This window comes from Kribbella speibonae (assembly GCF_004331375.1).
Taxonomy (GTDB): Bacteria; Actinomycetota; Actinomycetes; order Propionibacteriales; family Kribbellaceae; genus Kribbella; species Kribbella sindirgiensis.
The window spans coordinates 1,596,942-1,613,913 of sequence record NZ_SJKC01000002.1 but is presented as its reverse complement, the minus strand read 5'-3'; the positions used below and the strand labels follow the sequence as shown (position 1 = coordinate 1,613,913).

Annotated in this window: 17 protein-coding genes and 1 tRNA gene; 6 read left to right on the top strand and 12 right to left on the bottom strand. The window is 67.8% G+C overall.

Annotated features, from left to right (window positions below):
- Nucleotides 1-67 precede the first annotated feature (67 nt).
- The 3 genes from E0H92_RS20940 (at nucleotide 68) to E0H92_RS20930 (ending at nucleotide 3,255) form a co-directional block, all read left to right on the top strand.
- Nucleotides 68-1,567 carry an Nramp family divalent metal transporter gene (locus E0H92_RS20940; RefSeq protein ID WP_131459435.1) on the top strand — a complete coding sequence of 500 codons (1,500 nt, stop codon included), beginning with the start codon at nucleotides 68-70 and terminating at the stop codon, nucleotides 1,565-1,567.
- A gap of 1 nt (nucleotide 1,568) precedes the next feature.
- Nucleotides 1,569-2,087 carry a hypothetical protein gene (locus tag E0H92_RS20935; protein WP_131497359.1) on the top strand — a complete coding sequence of 173 codons (519 nt, stop codon included), beginning with the start codon at nucleotides 1,569-1,571 and terminating at the stop codon, nucleotides 2,085-2,087.
- Nucleotides 2,088-2,406: 319 nt separating this feature from the next.
- Nucleotides 2,407-3,255, top strand: a complete 849-nt coding sequence (locus tag E0H92_RS20930; RefSeq protein WP_165549859.1) for a GNAT family N-acetyltransferase — start codon at nucleotides 2,407-2,409, stop codon at nucleotides 3,253-3,255.
- On the opposite strand, the gene E0H92_RS20925 is transcribed toward E0H92_RS20930, so the two are convergent.
- The 4 genes from E0H92_RS20925 to E0H92_RS20910 form a co-directional block, all read right to left on the bottom strand.
- Nucleotides 3,252-4,001, bottom strand: coding sequence for a GntR family transcriptional regulator (locus E0H92_RS20925; protein ID WP_131459432.1), 750 nt, complete (start codon nucleotides 3,999-4,001; stop codon nucleotides 3,252-3,254). The two genes, E0H92_RS20930 and E0H92_RS20925, sit on opposite strands and share 4 nt — an antisense overlap.
- Nucleotides 4,002-4,103: 102 nt before the next feature.
- On the bottom strand, nucleotides 4,104-4,283 hold the full coding sequence (locus tag E0H92_RS20920; protein WP_131459431.1) for a hypothetical protein: 180 nt from the start codon (nucleotides 4,281-4,283) through the stop codon (nucleotides 4,104-4,106).
- A gap of 84 nt (nucleotides 4,284-4,367) precedes the next feature.
- A complete protein-coding gene (locus tag E0H92_RS20915) occupies nucleotides 4,368-5,531 on the bottom strand; it encodes an NAD-dependent formate dehydrogenase (RefSeq protein ID WP_131459430.1) in 1,164 nt (387 codons plus the stop codon).
- Nucleotides 5,532-5,575: 44 nt separating this feature from the next.
- Nucleotides 5,576-6,547, bottom strand: coding sequence for a LysR family transcriptional regulator (locus E0H92_RS20910; protein WP_131459429.1), 972 nt, complete (start codon nucleotides 6,545-6,547; stop codon nucleotides 5,576-5,578).
- A 171-nt stretch (nucleotides 6,548-6,718) separates the two neighbouring features.
- Between E0H92_RS20910 and E0H92_RS20905 the strand changes: the two genes are divergently transcribed.
- Nucleotides 6,719-7,486 (top strand): alpha/beta fold hydrolase, encoded by a 768-nt coding sequence (locus tag E0H92_RS20905; protein WP_131459428.1) that lies wholly within the window; start codon nucleotides 6,719-6,721, stop codon nucleotides 7,484-7,486.
- Here the strand turns inward: E0H92_RS20905 and E0H92_RS20900 are convergent.
- The 6 genes from E0H92_RS20900 to E0H92_RS20875 all read right to left on the bottom strand — a co-directional run bounded on the left by E0H92_RS20900 (nucleotide 7,468) and on the right by E0H92_RS20875 (nucleotide 12,886).
- The gene (locus tag E0H92_RS20900) at nucleotides 7,468-8,526 is read right to left on the bottom strand and encodes an acyltransferase family protein (RefSeq protein WP_165549857.1); all 1,059 of its coding nucleotides are present in this window, start codon (nucleotides 8,524-8,526) and stop codon (nucleotides 7,468-7,470) included. The genes E0H92_RS20905 and E0H92_RS20900 overlap by 19 nt on opposite strands.
- An 87-nt stretch (nucleotides 8,527-8,613) precedes the next feature.
- Nucleotides 8,614-9,306, bottom strand: a complete 693-nt coding sequence (locus E0H92_RS20895) for a YdcF family protein (protein ID WP_238173510.1) — start codon at nucleotides 9,304-9,306, stop codon at nucleotides 8,614-8,616.
- Nucleotides 9,299-10,072, bottom strand: coding sequence for a maleylpyruvate isomerase family mycothiol-dependent enzyme (locus E0H92_RS20890; protein WP_131497356.1), 774 nt, complete (start codon nucleotides 10,070-10,072; stop codon nucleotides 9,299-9,301). Before E0H92_RS20890 ends, E0H92_RS20895 begins: the two co-directional genes overlap by 8 nt.
- A gap of 58 nt (nucleotides 10,073-10,130) precedes the next feature.
- Complete coding sequence (dnaN, locus tag E0H92_RS20885; RefSeq protein ID WP_131497355.1) at nucleotides 10,131-11,264, bottom strand: DNA polymerase III subunit beta; 1,134 nt, start codon at nucleotides 11,262-11,264, stop codon at nucleotides 10,131-10,133.
- 106 nt (nucleotides 11,265-11,370) lie between these two features.
- Nucleotides 11,371-12,207 (bottom strand): S1 family peptidase, encoded by an 837-nt coding sequence (locus E0H92_RS20880; RefSeq protein WP_131459424.1) that lies wholly within the window; start codon nucleotides 12,205-12,207, stop codon nucleotides 11,371-11,373.
- A gap of 70 nt (nucleotides 12,208-12,277) precedes the next feature.
- On the bottom strand, nucleotides 12,278-12,886 hold the full coding sequence (locus E0H92_RS20875; protein ID WP_131497354.1) for an AAA family ATPase: 609 nt from the start codon (nucleotides 12,884-12,886) through the stop codon (nucleotides 12,278-12,280).
- Nucleotides 12,887-12,999: 113 nt separating this feature from the next.
- Here E0H92_RS20875 and E0H92_RS20870 point away from each other — a divergent pair, with 113 nt between their 5' ends.
- Nucleotides 13,000-13,605, top strand: coding sequence for a rhomboid family intramembrane serine protease (locus tag E0H92_RS20870; RefSeq protein ID WP_131497353.1), 606 nt, complete (start codon nucleotides 13,000-13,002; stop codon nucleotides 13,603-13,605).
- A 25-nt stretch (nucleotides 13,606-13,630) separates the two neighbouring features.
- On the opposite strand, the gene E0H92_RS20865 is transcribed toward E0H92_RS20870, so the two are convergent.
- On the bottom strand, nucleotides 13,631-14,380 hold the full coding sequence (locus tag E0H92_RS20865; RefSeq protein WP_131497352.1) for a uroporphyrinogen-III synthase: 750 nt from the start codon (nucleotides 14,378-14,380) through the stop codon (nucleotides 13,631-13,633).
- Nucleotides 14,381-14,513: 133 nt separating this feature from the next.
- A tRNA-Arg gene (locus tag E0H92_RS20860) sits at nucleotides 14,514-14,590 on the bottom strand.
- 160 nt (nucleotides 14,591-14,750) lie between these two features.
- Between E0H92_RS20860 and E0H92_RS20855 the strand changes: the two genes are divergently transcribed.
- Nucleotides 14,751-16,286: a PrsW family intramembrane metalloprotease gene (locus E0H92_RS20855; RefSeq protein ID WP_131497351.1), complete on the top strand. Its 1,536-nt coding sequence runs from the start codon at nucleotides 14,751-14,753 to the stop codon at nucleotides 16,284-16,286.
- Nucleotides 16,287-16,972: the final 686 nt, after the last annotated feature.

Here is a 16,972-nt window from a genome sequence, read left to right as displayed (position 1 = left end):
TTGATTGGAGGCAAGAGCACGCGGGGGACGTTGATCCGCTAGTTGGCGTCGAACTAAGGAGTCCGCCTTGGACGTCACGAGCAAGACCTCAGAAGTACCCGAAGAGCCGGCCGCGGCCTCTGCGACCGAGAAGGTCTGGAAAGCGGGCAGGCTCGAACCGATGCCGATCCGGAAGCTTCCGGACGCACCGCCCTCCTTGCACATCCTCGGCCCGACCGTGTTCCTGGTCGCGCTGGGTGTGGGTATGGGGGAGTCGTACATGTGGCCCCGGCTCGTCCTGGTGTTCGGGCCGGACATCCGCTGGTTGTTCATGGTCGGTGTCACGCTGCAGGCGTTCGTGCTGCTCGAGATGGCGCGTTACGCGATGGCCACCGGGGAGAGCATCTTCTTCGGCGCGGCCCGGATCTTCAAACCGCTGATGTGGTTCTTCTACGCGGCGGCGATCCTGATCTACATGTGGCCGGGCCATCTGTCCGCCGGCGCGGCCGCGTTCGAGGAGATCACCGGCATACCCTGGCAGGTCACCGCGTGCGTGGCTCTGGTGTTCGTCGGTGTGCTGTTCAGCCTGCTGTCGGTGATCTACAACTTCCTCGAGAAGCTCCTCGGTCTGCTGATCGGGTTGCTGGTCGTCGGTACGTCGGTGATCGCGGCGATCGTCGGCAACTGGGACGACCTCGGCCGCACCCTGTCCGGGATGTTCGCGTTCGGGTACTTCCCGGACGACGCGATGACGTCGGCCTGGTTCCCGGTCGTGGTCGGTTCGATCGCGTTCGCGGGGCCGTCCGGGATGCAGCAGATGTGGTACACGCTGCAACTGCGGGACAGCGGCGCCGGTATGGGCGCGCACATCCCGAAGATCCGCGGGCTGCGGGCCGCGAACGAGGCGGAGTCGATGCCGTCGCGCGGGTTCATGTTCGACACCGAGGACCCGGCCGAGATGGCGAAGTGGAAGGGCTGGCGCAAGTGGGTCACGTTCGACGCGCTGCTGCTCTTCTGGGGTATCACGATGCTGGTCACGGTCTCGTTCACCGTGCTCGCCATGTCGGCGTCCCGGGAGAACCCGAACGTCGCCACGCTGATCGAGGGCGGTGACCGGGAAGCGGCGCTGAAGGCGATGTCGGACGCGTTCGCGTCGGCCGGCTCGCCGATCCTCGGGACGCTGTTCTTCGCCTTCATCGCACTGATCGGGCTGAACGCGACCCTCGGTCTGTTCGACTCGTTCTCCCGCGGCCAGGCGGACATGACGTACTACTTCGTACCGGGCGCCAAACGGTTCTCGATGTCGCGGCTGTACGCCGGGTTCCTGTGGGGCGTGATCCTGTTCGGGATCCTGATCCTGCTGTTCGGGCCGGCCGACGGTCCGGCGGGGATCCTGGACACGCTCGCGTTCCTGTCCACGTTCGCGATGGGCGCGTACTGCATCGTGTTGCTGCTGACCAACAACCTGCTGCTGCCGAAGAAGATCCGTCCCGGCCCGGTGCGGAACGTGATCATCGGGTTCGGAGCGGTGTTCTACCTCGGGATGCTGTTCTACTGCCTCTTCCGCTTCGGCGTGGCTGTGGGCTGACATGGCTTCCTACAAGCAGTTGGCGGAGTACTGCCTCCCGGCCGCGTCGGTCGGCGCGGCAGCGGGACTCATCGCCGGAGGGCTGGCCGCGTTCGTCGGCCAGCCCGCCGGCTGGGCAGTCGTCACCGGGCTCGGTCTCGGCGTACCACTGATGCTGTTCGGATCCGGGTACGCCGTACTGGTCGCGCTCGGCAAAGTCCCCGCGGGCGTGTTCGCGCCGGCGGCGGTCTACTGGGTGATCGCGTTCCCGCTGGCGCTCCTGGTGCACTCGGTGGTCACCGCCTGGGTGATCACCGGCTCACCCGGCCTGCCACCGGAACCGTGGAAGTTCCTCGCCTTCCGTGCCCTGGTGAGCATGGGATTCGCCATCGGCTTCCTCTGGATGCAAGAACAAATCGGTCGCTTCTGGTGGCCGCACATCCTCGACCGCAACCAGTACGCACGCCGCGTGGTCGAGCAATACACCCACCTGGCCACCGCCCTAGCAGCCCGAAAAGCCGCCACCGGCCGCCGAAGCTAACCCAGTCGCCCGCAACCCACCCCGGGTTGCGGGCGCCTACACGAAACGACACCGCTCCGCGGCGGCACTCTTGTTGCCGCCTCCGGCGGTGGCGCGTCTCGTGCTGCCGGATCTGCAGCACTCATCAAGCGCGGCGATCAGCGGACAAGCAGCCGGAGCGGAGCGGGAGGACGCCCCACGCAGTCCGGTTGGTGAGTGGTACAGGTCCGCTCACGGGCTTCACGGTGGCGGTCGAGTGCGCCCGGCGGGCCGGTCGCGCTGCAGGAGTACGCCGGACGTCTGTGGACAAGGTCCGTTCGGCCGGGGGATGGTTGGTGGGATGGCGATGGGGTGGCGTTCTGCGGGTGCGGGTGACGTGGTGTTTCTGGCTGAGTTGGCGAGCGAGGTGTCGGGTAGCAGCGTCAGCTCTGATGAGGTGTCGGCTTTCCTGCGGTCCTGGCGCGTCGAGATCGCCGACGAGGGGACCGCGGCGGTGGCGGTTCTCCCGCCGGCCGATGGTCATGCGCGGGGCTACGGTGCCTGGTGGGTACGTCGGGACTCGGAACAGCACCGTGAGGTCTTGGACCGCTTGATTCGCCTGGCGAGCTCTACGCCTGGCCAGAGTGTCTTGCAGATCTCGTTGCCCGACGAGCAAACGGTCGATGATCCCCGGTTCGAGCGCGCCTATCCGCTCTGGACGATGGTCCATGACGGGACTACCTGGCCGCAGGGGGCGCCGGCTCTTCCTGTGCCTCTTCGCGTCGGCCGATGGTCGGAGGTACTGCCAGGTGAGTTCGAGACCGCCTACGCGCAGTCGTACCGCGACCAGCGGGTGGTCGAACCCCATGGCGCTGAAGCCTGGGCGCTGCTCGCCGGCAGCGATGCGTTTGCCGCGGAACTCGGCGTACTGGCGTTGACTCCCGAAGATCAGGTAGCGGGCTTCGTTCTTGGGTTCAGGCGCGGGCACCGTGGCGTCGAACTCGGTCCGATCGGAACCGTCCCGGCTTGGCGAGGACGCGGCATCTGCTCAGCGCTGTTGGCGTCCGTGCTGATGTATTGCCGAGAGAACGAGCTGACCCCGATGACGCTCACGGTCGACGGTGAGAGCCCGACGCATGCTCAGGAGCTGTACCTGAAGCACGGGTTTCGGGTGATCGAGCGTCTCGTTGCCTACCAGGTGCGGCTTTAGCCCCGGCGACGGCGGCGGGTGGTTTCGGGTTCGGGTGTTTCTGCGGGATCCGTTGTCGACTGGAGGTCGTGGTAGGCCTTGCGGGTGTGTTCGGTGTGTTCGCGCATGATCTGGGCGGCTTTGTCTTCGTCGCCTTCGCTGATGGCCTTGACCAGGCGGTTGTGTTCGCGCCAGGACGCCGCTCCGCGGACGGGGGCGACGGGGGTGTAGTACCAGCGGACGCGGCGGTCGACCTGGGCGGCGAAGTCGACGAGGAAACGGTTGCCGGACATCTGGGTGATCAGGCTGTGGAGCTCGGCGTTCGTCCGTACGGTGCCGTCGATGTCGCCGGCTTCCTGGTACGTCGTGCCGACCTTGCACAGCTCCCGCAACTTGGCGACATCGTCCTTGGACGCGTGCCGGGCCGCGAGTCGCGCGGACTCCGACTCGAGCGCGGCGCGGGCCGCGAGCAACTGGTCGACCTCGTCCTCGGCGGGAACGTGCACCATCGCGCCGAACCCTGGCCGCAGATCGACCCAGCCCTCGTTGTTCAGCCGCTGCAGGGCTTCGCGGACCGGCTGTCGCGAGACGCCCAGGATCCCGGCGAGCTCGACCTCGACCAGGTGCCGGCCGCGCTCGAGGGTGCCGTCGATGATCATCTCGGTCAGGGCCTCGTACACCGATTCCCGCAATGGCTGCGGGCGCTTGACGTGCCGCACACCGGCCGGTTCCGCACCCGCCCCTGGGCCTGCGCTGATGGTCGTCATGAGGTCCCTTCCGGTCCTACAGTCATGGCACTTGGTAGACAGTCTACCAAGTGCCATGACCGGACATATAGCTCCGGTGCGAGGTGTCTCGCACGCCGGAGGTCAGGCGGCGGACTCGCCGGCTGCCCGGCGGTCGTCGTCGTGAGTGCTGCGGGCGTCCTCGGCCGTCAGCTTGGCGAGCTCCGCGTCGAGGTCGACCGGGGTGCTCAGCTCCTGCAGCTCCGGGGCATCCGGGAACTGCGGCCGCGCCGCCAGAGCACCGAACCTACGTGTGAAGATCATTTCAACCCTTCCTTGAATTCTGGCTTCTGTATACATTCAACCAGGTGTACTGACGAGTCATGCCCAGATCTCACGTGATCCCGCTTACACAGTGGCTTGCACCGCGGTGGAGTACGCGTGCGCACCGGCGCCGGCCAGTCGCCCGCCGTCGACGATCAGGTACTCGTCGCGGATCGGCGTACCGCTCAACCAGGACTCCAGGATCTCCCGCGTACCCGCGGCGTACCGGGTCTGCGCGGACAGTGACGAGCCGGAGATATGCGGTGTCATGCCGTGGTGAGGCATGGTCCGCCACGGGTGGTCGGCCGGTGCCGGCTGCGGGTACCAGACGTCCCCGGCGTACCCGGCCAGTTGGCCGCTCTCCAGGGCCCGCACGATCGCGTCGCGGTCCGCGATCTTCGCCCGGGCGGTGTTGATCAGGTACGTGCCGCGCCTCATGCTGCCGAGCAGATCGTCGCCGAACAGCCCTTCGGTCTCCGGGTGCAGCGGCGCGTTGATCGTGACCACGTCGCAGTGCGGGACCATCCCGGCCGCGCTTGGGTGGAACGTCAACCCGAGTTCGCGCTCCACCGACTCCGGCAGCCGGTGCCGGTCGGTGTAGTGCAGCTTCACGTCGAACGGCGCCAGCCGCCGCAGTACGGCGGTCCCGATCCGGCCGGCGGCGACGGTGCCGACGTGCATCCCCTCCAGGTCGTACGAGCGCGCGACGCAGTCCGCGATGTTCCAGCCGCCGTCGACCACCACCTGGTACGACGGGAGGTAGTTCCGCACCAGCCCGAGAATCATCATCACCACGTGCTCCGCGACACTGATGCTGTTGGAGTACGTGACCTCGGCAACCGTCATACCGGCGTCGATCGCCGCGTCCAGGTCGACATGGTCGGACCCGATCCCGGCGGTGACGGCCAGCTTGAGCTTCGGCGCCTTCGCGATCCGCTCAGCCGTCAGGTACGCGGGCCAGAACGGTTGCGAGATCACCACATCGGTATCGGGAAGCTCGCGGTCGAGGGCGGCCTCCTTGTCGGAGATGACGACGAGCGTATGCCCTTGTTTCTCGAGGAAATCGCGCAGTCCGAGTTCGCCGGACACGCTTCCGAGCAGCGTTCCCGGTGTGAAGTCGATCGACTTCGGGCTCGGGGCCGTCTGACCGTCCGGGTAGCGTTCGATCGAGGGGATGCCGTCGCGCGCGTACGACGACGGGTAGCCGGCGGCGGGGTCGTCGTACAGCACGCACACAATCTTCGCCATGATGGGAATCTCCTTGTTCTGGAGGGATTTCCACCATCGCCGGGTCAGGGACCGACGGTCAAAGACTTGCTCGCTATGTCGAGATAGCCCGAACCCATCAAGTGCACGTCGAGCAGGGCGTCGAGAGCTTTCTGGACGCCGGCCTGCCGGGCGACGTCGAGCAGTGCGCGGGCGAGTACGGGCTCGGGGCTCCGAGCGGCGATGACCAGGCCGACCCGCGGGCCATGCGCCGGACGTTTGAGCGGTACGACGCGCATCCCGTCCGGTACGCCGAACATGTGCAGCCACGCGTGCGAGATCACCGTCGACCAGTGGTTGCCGTGCAGGTGACTGTAGAGACCGGAGACCGTGTCGCTCTCGATGGACGGTGTCGCGGTCACGCCGTCGTCGGTGAAGTACCCGTTCATGATGCGGCGGTTGCGCATGTCGGGGGAGAGCAGGCAGAGCGGCAGCTCGGCGACCTGCGCCCACGTCGCCACCGGCAGGTCGGCGAGCTCACTGTGGTTCGGGGTGAGCAGCAGGTAGCGCTCCTCGTACAGCGGCGTCTTGCGCACCTGGCCGAGCGTGTCGTCGTCGAGGTACGTCATCGCGACGTCCAGCTCGAACTCCGCGAGCTTCTGCGTGATGTCCCGCGAGGACAACGACTCGAGCGTGACGCGGGTGTTGGTGTGCCGCTCGCAGAACGGTGTCGTCAGCAGCGAGACGACCGGCATCGCGGTCGGGATCGCGCCGAGCCGGAGCGTGCCGTTCAGACCGCCGCGCATCATCGACAGCTCGTGCCGGAGTGCGTCCTGCTCGGCGAGGATCCGCTGAGCCCAGAGCAGCACCCGCTCGCCCTCGGGCGTCAGGCCCTCGAAGCGGCGTCCGCGGCGCACGATCGGTACGTCGAGTTCCTGCTCGAGCTTGCGGATCGCGGCGGACAGGGACGGCTGGGAGACGTAGCAGGCATCCGCCGCCCGGGCGAAGTGCTTCTCGCGGGCGAGGGCGACGAGGTACTCCAGCTGCCGGAGCAGCATCAACGATCCCGGGCTGGTGTGCAGTCGCCTGTATACATAATCCAACTGTAGTGACGGATGCAGGAGCCCGGTAGATCCTGACCTCGATGTGAACTGGGTCACACTGTGTCTTGCTGTGCCGGCGTCGTTCGACGGTTTGGCAGAAGTACTTCTGCCAGAAGGAGCTGTGTGATGAACAAGGTGGTTTCGAAGGACGGCACCGAGCTCGCGTACGACGTGACCGGCAGCGGACCCGGTCTGGTGCTGATCGCCGGCGCGTTCACGGGCCGCGCGTACTTCGCGGAGTACGCCGAGGCGCTGTCGTCGGCGTTCACGGTGGTTCCGTACGACCGGCGTGGTCGCGGTGACTCCGGTGACACGACGCCGTACGCCGTGGAGCGGGAGTGGGAGGACCTGCACGCGATCCGGTCGGCGACGGACACGCAGTTCGCGTGTGCGTTCTCGTCCGGGGTGATGGTGCTGCTGCAGGCAGGTCTGCAGTTCGAGAAGCAGGCGGTCGTGGAGCCGCCGTTCCGCGTTGAGGGCGCCCCTCCGGCGCCGGAGCGATACCTGGAGCGGCTGCAGGAGCACGTCGCGGCCGGGAACCCCGCTGGTGCGGCTGAGCTGTTCATGGTCGAGGCGGTCGGTCAGCCACGGGAGGTGGTCGAGCAGATCAAGCAGACGCCGATGTGGGCCGGTCTGGAGGCTATGGCGCACACACTGGTGTACGACGCGCTGCAGATGCGGGACAGCGCCGTACCGGTGGAGCTGCTGACGTCCGTCGACGTACCGACTCTGGGGCTGTACAGCAATGCGAGTCCGGAATGGCTGCAGCGGTCCGTGCGGGAGGCAGTCGCCGCGATACCGCAGGGCACGGTGGAAGGACATGACGGGACGTTCCACACGCTGCCGCCGGAGACGCTCACACGAGTGCTGTCGGACTACTTCCTCACTGCGTGAACTGGGCGCCGGTCGAGTAGGCGTTTGAGGCGTGGCGCCAGCGGCTGCTCTACGCCGTGGTGCAGCGCGGCCGCGACGCCGGTCATCAGGAGCATCGTCGCGGCGACCAGGAGGACATGGTTCACCTGGTCGCCGAGGCGCTCGAAGATGATGAAGCCGATGTGCGCGTGCACCAGGTACAGCGGGTAGGTGAGTGCGCCGAGGACCGCGAACCACGGCCGGCCGATTCTCGAGGTCAGCTTGAGCGCGACGGCGAGCATGATCGCGAAGATCGCGACGATGATCACGACGACGACCGGGCGGTGCAGGTCGGTGTGGTACCGGATCCCGACCCGGTCGGCGAACCCGACTCCCCGGTAGATCGCGTTGCCGAGTGAGATCGCGACGATGGCGAGCGTCTGCGGCGTCACGCCGTACCGATGGATCAGGCAGAGCGCCATACCGGCGATGAAGTAGTGCGAGAACTGGGTGTTCAGGATCAGGTCGGTTGCGTGCGGCAACAGCCCGGCCTGGAACACGAAGGTCGCGGCCAGCCAGGCCCAGCAGAAGTACGTGACCCGGCGCGCGGTGATGCCGGCCCAGGTGAGGACCAGGATCATCGCGTAGAACCGCAGCTCGGCCCACAGCGTCCAGTAGACGACGTCGACGTTCTCGATGTTCGGCAGCGAGTTGAACATCGTCAGGTTCGCCAGGTACTGCGGGAGCGAGACCGGGAACCGTCCTTGGCTGAGTCCGACGGAGACGATCGTGGTGAGCGTCACGGCGACCCAGTACGCCGGATAGAGGCGGACCGCCCGCGAGATCACGAACGACCGCGGGCTGCGATCCCACGCGCTGAGCAGCACCACGAACCCGCTGATCGTGAAGAACAGGTCGACGCCGAGGTACCCGTACCGCGCAACCACGTCCGCGTGCGGAAAGCGCAGGTCGCTGAGCCCACCGGCGTACGCGGAGAACAGATAGTGGTACGCCATCACCGAGACCGCTGCGACGATCCGCAACAAGTCGATCTCGTGCAACCTGGCCCGTGAGGGTTCCACAGCCATCCTTTCGTCCGGGATCGCGTCCCAGTGTGCTGGCGGACGGTCCGGTGAGCGTCAGCCCTGAGCACGATCCCGAGGTGCGACCTACGGATGACGGCCGGACGCCGGGTACGCGGCAACGAGACGGTTGTAGGCGGCAAGTACTTCCCCGGGTACGTCGATGTGGTCGATGAAGTTGCGGCCTTGAGGGCCGTAGACGTCGGGGGAGAGGCGGTGGATCTCGCCGAGGATGAGAGAGCAGAAGCGGTCGAGGGTCCAGATCTCGGGGGTGTCCGGGCCGGCGCTGACCTGGTCGCCGATCCATGGGATGAGCGGGGCCTGGCTGAGCAGCGTCGTACCGGGGAGATCGGCGAAGGAGCGCTCGAAACAGGCGTGGGTACGGCGTTGCATGGTCGGGTCCTGGATCAGCAACAGGGTTTGCGGCGTGCTGATGATCCGCCGGGTGAACTCCGCGTTCTCGCCGCAGTTCGTCGACTGATCCTCGACGCTGACCTCTTTGGCCGGTACGCCGTACCTGAGCAGGAGGTCCCGGAACACGTGCGACTCGGGCCGGCCCGTGGCCAGGTCGAGTCCGCGTCGCCGTACCGCGTCATCGAGGTACTGGGTCGAATGCCCGATCCCGCCGCTCACCAGGATCGGGGCGGAGTACACCCGATACGCCTCCGCCGCGACCTCCACCGACTCGAGCACCGCCGAGCCCATCAACACGATCAGCTCCACCGGGTGATCGACCGGGTCGCGTCGCGCGAGGTACCGCGCGATGACGTCCTCATCCAAAGCTGACTCGCTCCCGGTAGTAGTCGAGGAGGTCCCTGTCGCCCTCGACCTCGATGCTGTTGTCGCGGCGCTTGTACAGGTGGAGCAGGAGGTCGGTGAGCGGGCCGCGGACCGTCACCGCGGTCGGCTCCACGCTGTGCCGCCAACGGATCGCGTCGCCGGTCAGATCGACGACCCACGACTGCTCCGGGGCGGCGAACCTGAGCGTGCGGCCCGGGGCGAGGAGCTCGCGCATCCACGGGTGCACCTCGAAGTGGAGCGGGAGCGCCCCGAGCTCCATCCACTCGTCGATCCCGTCGGTCGCGACCTCAGGATCCAGCTCGTACGCCGCCCCGAGCGCGAGCGCCGCGTCGGCGCGATGCATGACGGTCTCGTGCGCCATCCGCCGTGCCGTGAACCGGGTCGTCGGCTCGTCGATCGGCATGTGGATCGGTACGTCGGGACCGGCCGTACGCAGCGCCTCGGCCAGCTCACGGGCTCCGTCGACGATCCACCCGGCGAGCTCGCGGACGGCCGTGACGGTGCGATCGGACGGATCGGCGTACCAGCGCGTCGGCTCGCGGAACTCGTCGTCAGGCGGCGTCTCGCCCGTCCTGGCGACAACCGTCGCCTCGCGATGCGCTCCGCCGACGTGGCGGACCAGCTGCCCGACGTTCCACCCGGGACACGACGGGACCGCGGTACCCAGGTCTGTGCCTTCGGTCAGGTGGCCGGCCAGCAACTCAGCCTGCTCGACGATCAGGTCGCAGTGCCGCTCGAACTCCATCTGCTGCTCCTCCGCTCGGTCTTTCCCGGTGGTCGGAGCCGAGGGTGGCAGTTTGACATCAGGTCGGTAGGCGCATGGGCATCAGGATGTAGGCGGAGTCGGGCGTCGGTGCGTCGTCGGGGGAGCGTAGGCCGGTCAGGTTGGCTGGTTTGGTGGGTTGGGTGAAGGCGAAATGTGCGATCGGGGTGCCCAGCGACGTGAGTCCGTCGAGGAGGTAGCCGGCGTTGAAGCCGGTCACCACCGGGTCGCCGGTCAGTTGAACCTCGACCGCCTCCGACGCCTGTGCCTCTTCGCCGCTGCCCGCGTCGAGCGTCGCCGCACCGTCTGCGAACGTGAGTCGCACCGGCGCCGACCGCTCCGCGACCAGCGCCACCCGCTTGACGACCTCGATCAGCGCCGCCGTCTCCACAGTGACGGTGCTGGTGATCGCACTCGCGGCCGGGATCAGGCCGCGAACCTTCGGGAACTCGCCGTCGATCAACCGGCTCGTCGCCCGCCGCCCACCACCTTCGAACCCCATCAACCCGTCCCCAGTGCGGGTCGAACCGAGCGCAAGCGTCAGTTCGTGCCCGGACATCGCCTTGGCGACGTTCGCGAGCAGTTTGGCGGGAACCAGCACGTTCGCCTCGACGCCGGCGTCGACCGGCTCCCACGGCAACGTCCGCACCGCCAGCCGGTATCGATCGGTGGCGAGCAGTGAAATCGCCGACCCGCGGAGCTCGAGCCGGATCCCGGTGAAGACCGGGAGCGTGTCGTCCCGGCCGGCCGCGCTCACCACCTGCGCGACCGCATGCGCGAAGACGTCCCCGTCCACCACGCCGCTGACCGCCGGCATCTCGGGCAGCGCCGGATACTCGTCGAGCGGCAGGGTGTGCAGGACGAACCGGGCCGCGCCGCTACTGACCTGGACCCGAGCGGCCTCACCGCTCAGATCCACCGAGTCCCGGGGCATGCTCCGGCAGATGTCCGACAGCAGCCGCCCGGACACCAGCACCCGCCCCTCGTCGGCCACCTCGGCCGGCACGCTCACCTGCCCCGAGCTCTCGTAATCGAACCCGGACAACGTCACCTGCCCGTCCGCCGCCTCGACCACCATCCCGGCCAGAATCGGCACACTCGGCCGGCTCGGCAGCCCCCGCGCGACCCATCCAACAGCCTCGGCCAGCACCTCACGTCCGACCCGAACCTTCATCCCAGCTCCTCCCCATCGAGAGGAACAACTCAATCAGGCGCCGCCGACAGTTTTCGAACGCGAACGGTCCGGCCGGGCGGCCGGACCGTTCGTTGATCGAGATCATTCAGTAGACAGTCACGCCGTACGCGCTCGCGGCTTCCGTGACGGGCTGGAAGAACGTCGTACCTCCGCTGCTGCAGTTGCCGCTACCACCCGATGTGATGCCGAGCGCCTTGGAGCCGTCGTACAGCGGGCCGCCGGAGTCGCCCGGCTCGGCGCAGACGGTGGTCTGGATCAAGCCGCCGACCCTGCCGCCGCCTGAGTACCGGACGGTGACGTTGAGGGCTGTCACCTTGCCGCTGTGCACACCGGTCGTCGAGCCCTTGCGGGTGACGTTCTCACCGACAAAGGCGTTGGCCGCGGTGAAACCGCCCGGGTGGCTCAGCGAGGTGTTCGTGTACTGCACCAGCGCGTAGTCGTTGCCAGGGAAGCTGTAGCCCGCGGTCGGGCCGATCAGGGTGCTGTGGTTGGAGTTGGTGTACCAGGTCTTGGCGACCTTGCCGCAGTGGCCGGCGGTGAGGAAGTAGTAGCTACCGCCCTTCTGCACGTTGAAGCCGAGCGAGCAGCGGTACTGTCCGCCGTAGATCGCGTCGCCGGCCGCCAGGAGCGGCCTGAAGACACCGCTCGTGCGCTTGACCTGCACACCGTCGCGCTGCAGCGACGCAAGGTCTTTGGCTGACACGGTGCTGTCGGCGGTCACGACAACCTTGCCCGCGGCCGCGTCGGTGTACCACGCGACCCCTCGTACGGCGGACTGCTCAACAGCGGACTGCGCCGCGGACAGCTGCGCGGCCGGCGACGCCGCTTGCGCAGGTACGGCGTACAGGGATGCTGCGACCGCACTGACAACGGCCAGAAGTTGCGCGGTACGGCGCACGCGTGACGTACGTTCGATCCTCACGGGTCCTCCTGAGGCATCACGGGACCGAGTGGGCGGGGTCCCTGGACAACCCACATGTTCCCGTGTGAGGTCAGCCGCAACCAGACCTCACGGTGTGGTCACCGAACGCGATCTGCTCCACCTGATCGGCTTCGTACCGTGACAGAACGACCGCCGACAGCGCCCCCGGCACCACGTCGCCCGGGTCCGTCGCGGCCCTCGCGACCACGTCCGGCCACCGTCTGCAATGGGTCTCCATGCTGGTCGACCGCACGACCCGTCCGCGCGCCCACTGACCGGAGCGGGCCACGTCTCCTGGTACGTCGAGCAAGATGAGGTGGAGCGGCAGGCCGGCTCGGCGGGCTCGCCAGCCGATCAGGTGTCGTGCCCAGGGGCGGGTCGCGCAGTCGTGGATCACCAGGGGCCCGCGTCCTGGGCGCATCGCGTTCAGGAGAGTCACGTAGTACACGAGATGGACGAGTGGTCGCCAAACGGCGTACGGGATCGCTCCGAGAACGGGCATCCAGCGGTCGCGGATGTGCGCAGAGTCGAGCACGCGCACTGTGTTGTTGCCAGCGAACACACGGCGTAGGAACGTGCTCTTTCCGGCGCCGGGGATGCCGGCCAGTACGACGACAGCGTCGACGGCGTACCGCAGCTCCCGGCCCCGTAGTACTCCTTCGATGACTCCTGCATGCATCGGTCCGTCCTTCCCACGCGTACAGGTAAGACGAACGGCGCGCGTGAATCGCCCCGAGAACCAACTGAGAAGTCACTAGGAACTCCCTGAGAGCGCCCCATTAGATTCACCCCATGACCGCTGGCACCGTCGCGCCCAACCTCGCACCGCTCACCACCGGGCCCCGCCGACCCGTCCTGACCGCCGCGGTGTTCCTCGTGACGCTCGCCTGCGGCGTCGCCCAGCTCGTCCACCGACCGCTGTACGACCACGTGGTGCGCGACGCGGCCCGGATCGACGACGGCGAGTGGTACCGCCTGATCACAGGCATGTTCTTCCAGGACGGCTGGACGGCCGGCCTGATCGTCAACCTGGTCTGGCTGGCCGTGGTCGGCACGCTCGCCGAGCGCGTGTTCGGCCGACTGCGCTGGCTGCTCCTGTACTTCGGCTGCGGCCTGTTCGGCCAGTTCATGAGCTACATCTGGCTCAACCCAGTCGGCGCAGGCAACTCAATGTGCAGCGCCGGCCTACTCGGTGCCCTGACAGTGGTGGTAATGGTCGCGTCCCGCCGCTACGGCGTCACCTTCCCGACGAACCTGCGCATGTCAGCGTTCGTCGTACCGGCCCTCGCCGTGATCGGCACAGCCCTCCACGACAACCACGGCCTACCCTGCCTACTCGGCATGACCCTCGGCTACCTACTCCTACCGCCCCGGCCGCACCGGCCCGCTCAGTTGTAGGTCGTACCGTCTTATGGCAGCTGGGTCAGAGCCGCAGGAGCCCTGCGGCGAGGGACTCGCGCAGTCCGGCGGGCGGGTCCTGGTAGCCCTCTTCCCACAGCGCGCCGGGAAAGCCACCGGCCGCGAACGCGGTGTTGAGATCGTCGACAAACCAGATCGTCGGCCCCACCTTTCCGTCGATTCCCAGGCCCGGCACGTCGATGCCGTAGGGCGCATCGCCGCTGATGTTCGCCTTGTGGAGCTCGTCGGGCGCGTAGTCGAGTTGAAACGAGATGCCGGCGTCCTGGCGCACGGTGTCCTCCAGGTACGCCTCGTGCTCAGCCTCGTAGTAGGAGCGCGAGCCCCCTTGCTCTGCGCATTCCAGTTGCACCACCAGCGGATCCGCGAGCACGCTGGACGGCCAACCCGGCAATTCCCCGACGAGCCACACGTCGCCCACCTGCCGGATCCACGCGCTCACCGTCATCGGGAACGGCGCGAATGTCTCCTCCAGCCAGTCCGCCAATGCTGGCGCGCCCGGCGACGGCGGAACGTGGGCGGGACACGGCGTCCCCTCGTCGTCGTTCACCTCCGCACGGAAGCCCTGGGCGTGCAGCCGCTCGACGAGTGTCTCGACGTTCCTGCGAGCGCGGTCGGCGAACTCGCGCGCCACGGCCTCGGCGTCCTCGCGGTAGGGAGTGTCGAAGACCCGTAGACCAAGATCGCGCAGGTCGCGCCATACATCGTCGGGTTCACCGGACACATACCGCGAGTGGAAGCTCACCATGGCCGCCATCCTGGCAGAGACCGACGAGCGCGGTGCGCGCCTTAGCGCATCGGGGACGGGAGACCAGGACGCGTGTTCGAAAATTTGTTCCAAAAGTCGAGCCAAGGCAGACACCGATTCCGGTATCTGCCCTGGTCACAGCTGGCGCGCCCGGCAGGATTCGAACCTGCGACCAACGGATTAGAAGTCCGACGCTCTATCCAGCTGAGCTACGGGCGCGTGGCAGGGAAGAGTCTCTCAGATCGGCGGGTGATCGTGCCTCTGGGTTCCTGATCGCGGCGGTTCGGGGCGGGGCGAAGTACAGGGTTGTCGTTCCATCCCGGTAACGCTGAGTGGGTGGTCCTGCCGCTGGATCTGGACCCCAACTAGGCTGCGGGGCATGAGTTACCCCTCACCAGGCCAGTCCGGCGCGCCGCAACCCGCGGCGGGGTCGGTGTACTCGCCCGGCGGACCGTACCCGCAGCCCAACGTACTCGGGAAACATCCCGTGCCCGGGCAGCGCCGGAACCGCGGCGTGCTGATCGGCATCGTGATCGCGGTGGTCTTCGCGATCGCGGGCCTGGTGATCTTCGGAATCGTGGCCAAGTCGACCGGCGCCGGCGGCTTCACCTGGGGCCTGGTGTTCGCGTTCGTCCCGGTGATCCCGGTGATCGCGCTCTACCTCTGGCTCGACCGGTACGAGCCCGAGCCGACCAAATACATCGTCTTCGCGCTCTGCTGGGGCGCGTTCATCGCCACACTGGCCGCGATCTTCATCAACACCGAGGTGTCGCACCGGCTGGCCGAGACCGGCGTCGGCGGCGACCGGTCCGCCGTCTTCGTCGCGCCCCCGGTGGAAGAGTTCGCCAAGGGCTCCGTGATCCTGCTGCTGGCGCTGGTCCGGCGCAAGGAGTTCGACGGCATCATCGACGGCCTCGTGTACGCCGGGATGGTGGGCGTCGGCTTCGCCTTCACCGAGAACATCCTGTACTACGGCCGCGTCTTCAACACGCTCTCCGAGGAGGCCGGCAGCGACGCCGGTCTGCGCGGTGCGTTCGCGCTGTTCATCATCCGCGGCGTGATCTCGCCGTTCGCGCATCCACTCTTCACATCGTTCACCGCGATCGGCATCGGCGTCGCGATCCGGCACCGAAGTACCGTCGTACGGTATCTGGCGCCGGTGGTCGGTTATCTGGCCGCGGTCCTGGCGCACGCGGCCTGGAACGCGTCCGCGAGCTGGGCCGGCGGCGGGGGCTTCATCCTTGCGTACCTGTGCCTGATGGTGCCGCTGTTCATCTGCCTCGTCGTCTTCGCGCTCGTGATGCGGTCCCGGGAGGGGCAGATGATCGCGTCCAGGCTGTACGACTATGTGCGGTTCGGCTGGCTGGTGCCACAGGACGTACCGCTGATCGCGACGCTGCGCGGGCGCAAGGCGCTGCGGCAGAACGCGCGCCGGTACGGCTCCCAGGCGGAAGTCGCAGCGAAGGCGTTCCAGCACAACGCCACCGAACTGGCCTACCTGCGAGACAAGATCGTCCGCCAGGTGATCGGGCCCGAGGCGCTGGAGACCGAGAAGGCACTCCTCGACGAGCTGCGCGCGCGGCGCCCGAGCATCCCGTTCCCCCCGATGCCGGCCTTTGCTCAGGCCGCCCCGCAGTACGCCGGTGCGCCCGGGCAGCCCGGCATGCCGATGGGACCCGGCGGGGGACTGCCCGGACCGGGCGTTGGCCCAGGCGTTGGACCCGTTGCGGGACCGGGGGGTGCGCTGGGTGGGTCGGGCGCTTATCCGCGGCCTCAGGACGGTTATCCGCCCGCTCAGCCGGGGTATCCCTCTGGGCAATCCGGTCACGCAGCCGGTCAGTCCAGTTACCCACCGGGACCCCCTGGTCAACAAGGACCGCCGGGAGGATACGGTCCGTATCCACCACCGCAGTGACTGCCACCCGTCCACGCCGCCAAACGGGGATGACGATGACTTTGCTTCTGCGCTGTCCGACCGGGCACTCTGTGCTCGTGGGCGGACACCGTGGCTGACACCAGGTCAGCAGCTGGTGAAGGTTCGGAACCGCGGGTTCCGGGCCAGGATCAGCCTGCCCAGGAGCTGGCGAACCTCATTGCTCAGTCAACCCCCAAGCCGCGCGGCTTCTGGCGGCGCCGGCGGCGCAAGGCTGCTCCTGATGACTCCGGCCCGAGCAATCAGCCCTTGGCTCCGGCTGTCGAGGAGACGGGTTCAGGCTCGGTTCCGGCGTCGGGTGACTCGGCTGTTGTAGGTGCGGGATCTGGTGCCGGTGACTCGTCCGCCGCTGGCGACTCGCCGTCTGATGCCGCCAAGGCGGCAGACGCGGACGGCTCGGCCGAGCAGGTGCCCGTTTCTGCTGAGTCGACAGACAACGCGGAAGCCGACGCGGCGGGCGGCTCGGCCGATACCGCCTCGGCAACGGGTGCGGGCGACGCCGAGGCGGCGGCGCAAACAGGTGACGTGGACTCGGATCCGCAGGCCGGCTCAGCTGAGGCTGGTTCGGCAAAGGACGGCTCAGCTCAGGCTGACTCGGCTGACGACGGCTCTGGCGAGGATGGCTCCGGAGCGGGCGGGCAGGCTTCGGGTGGGTCGGCGGCGGTTGA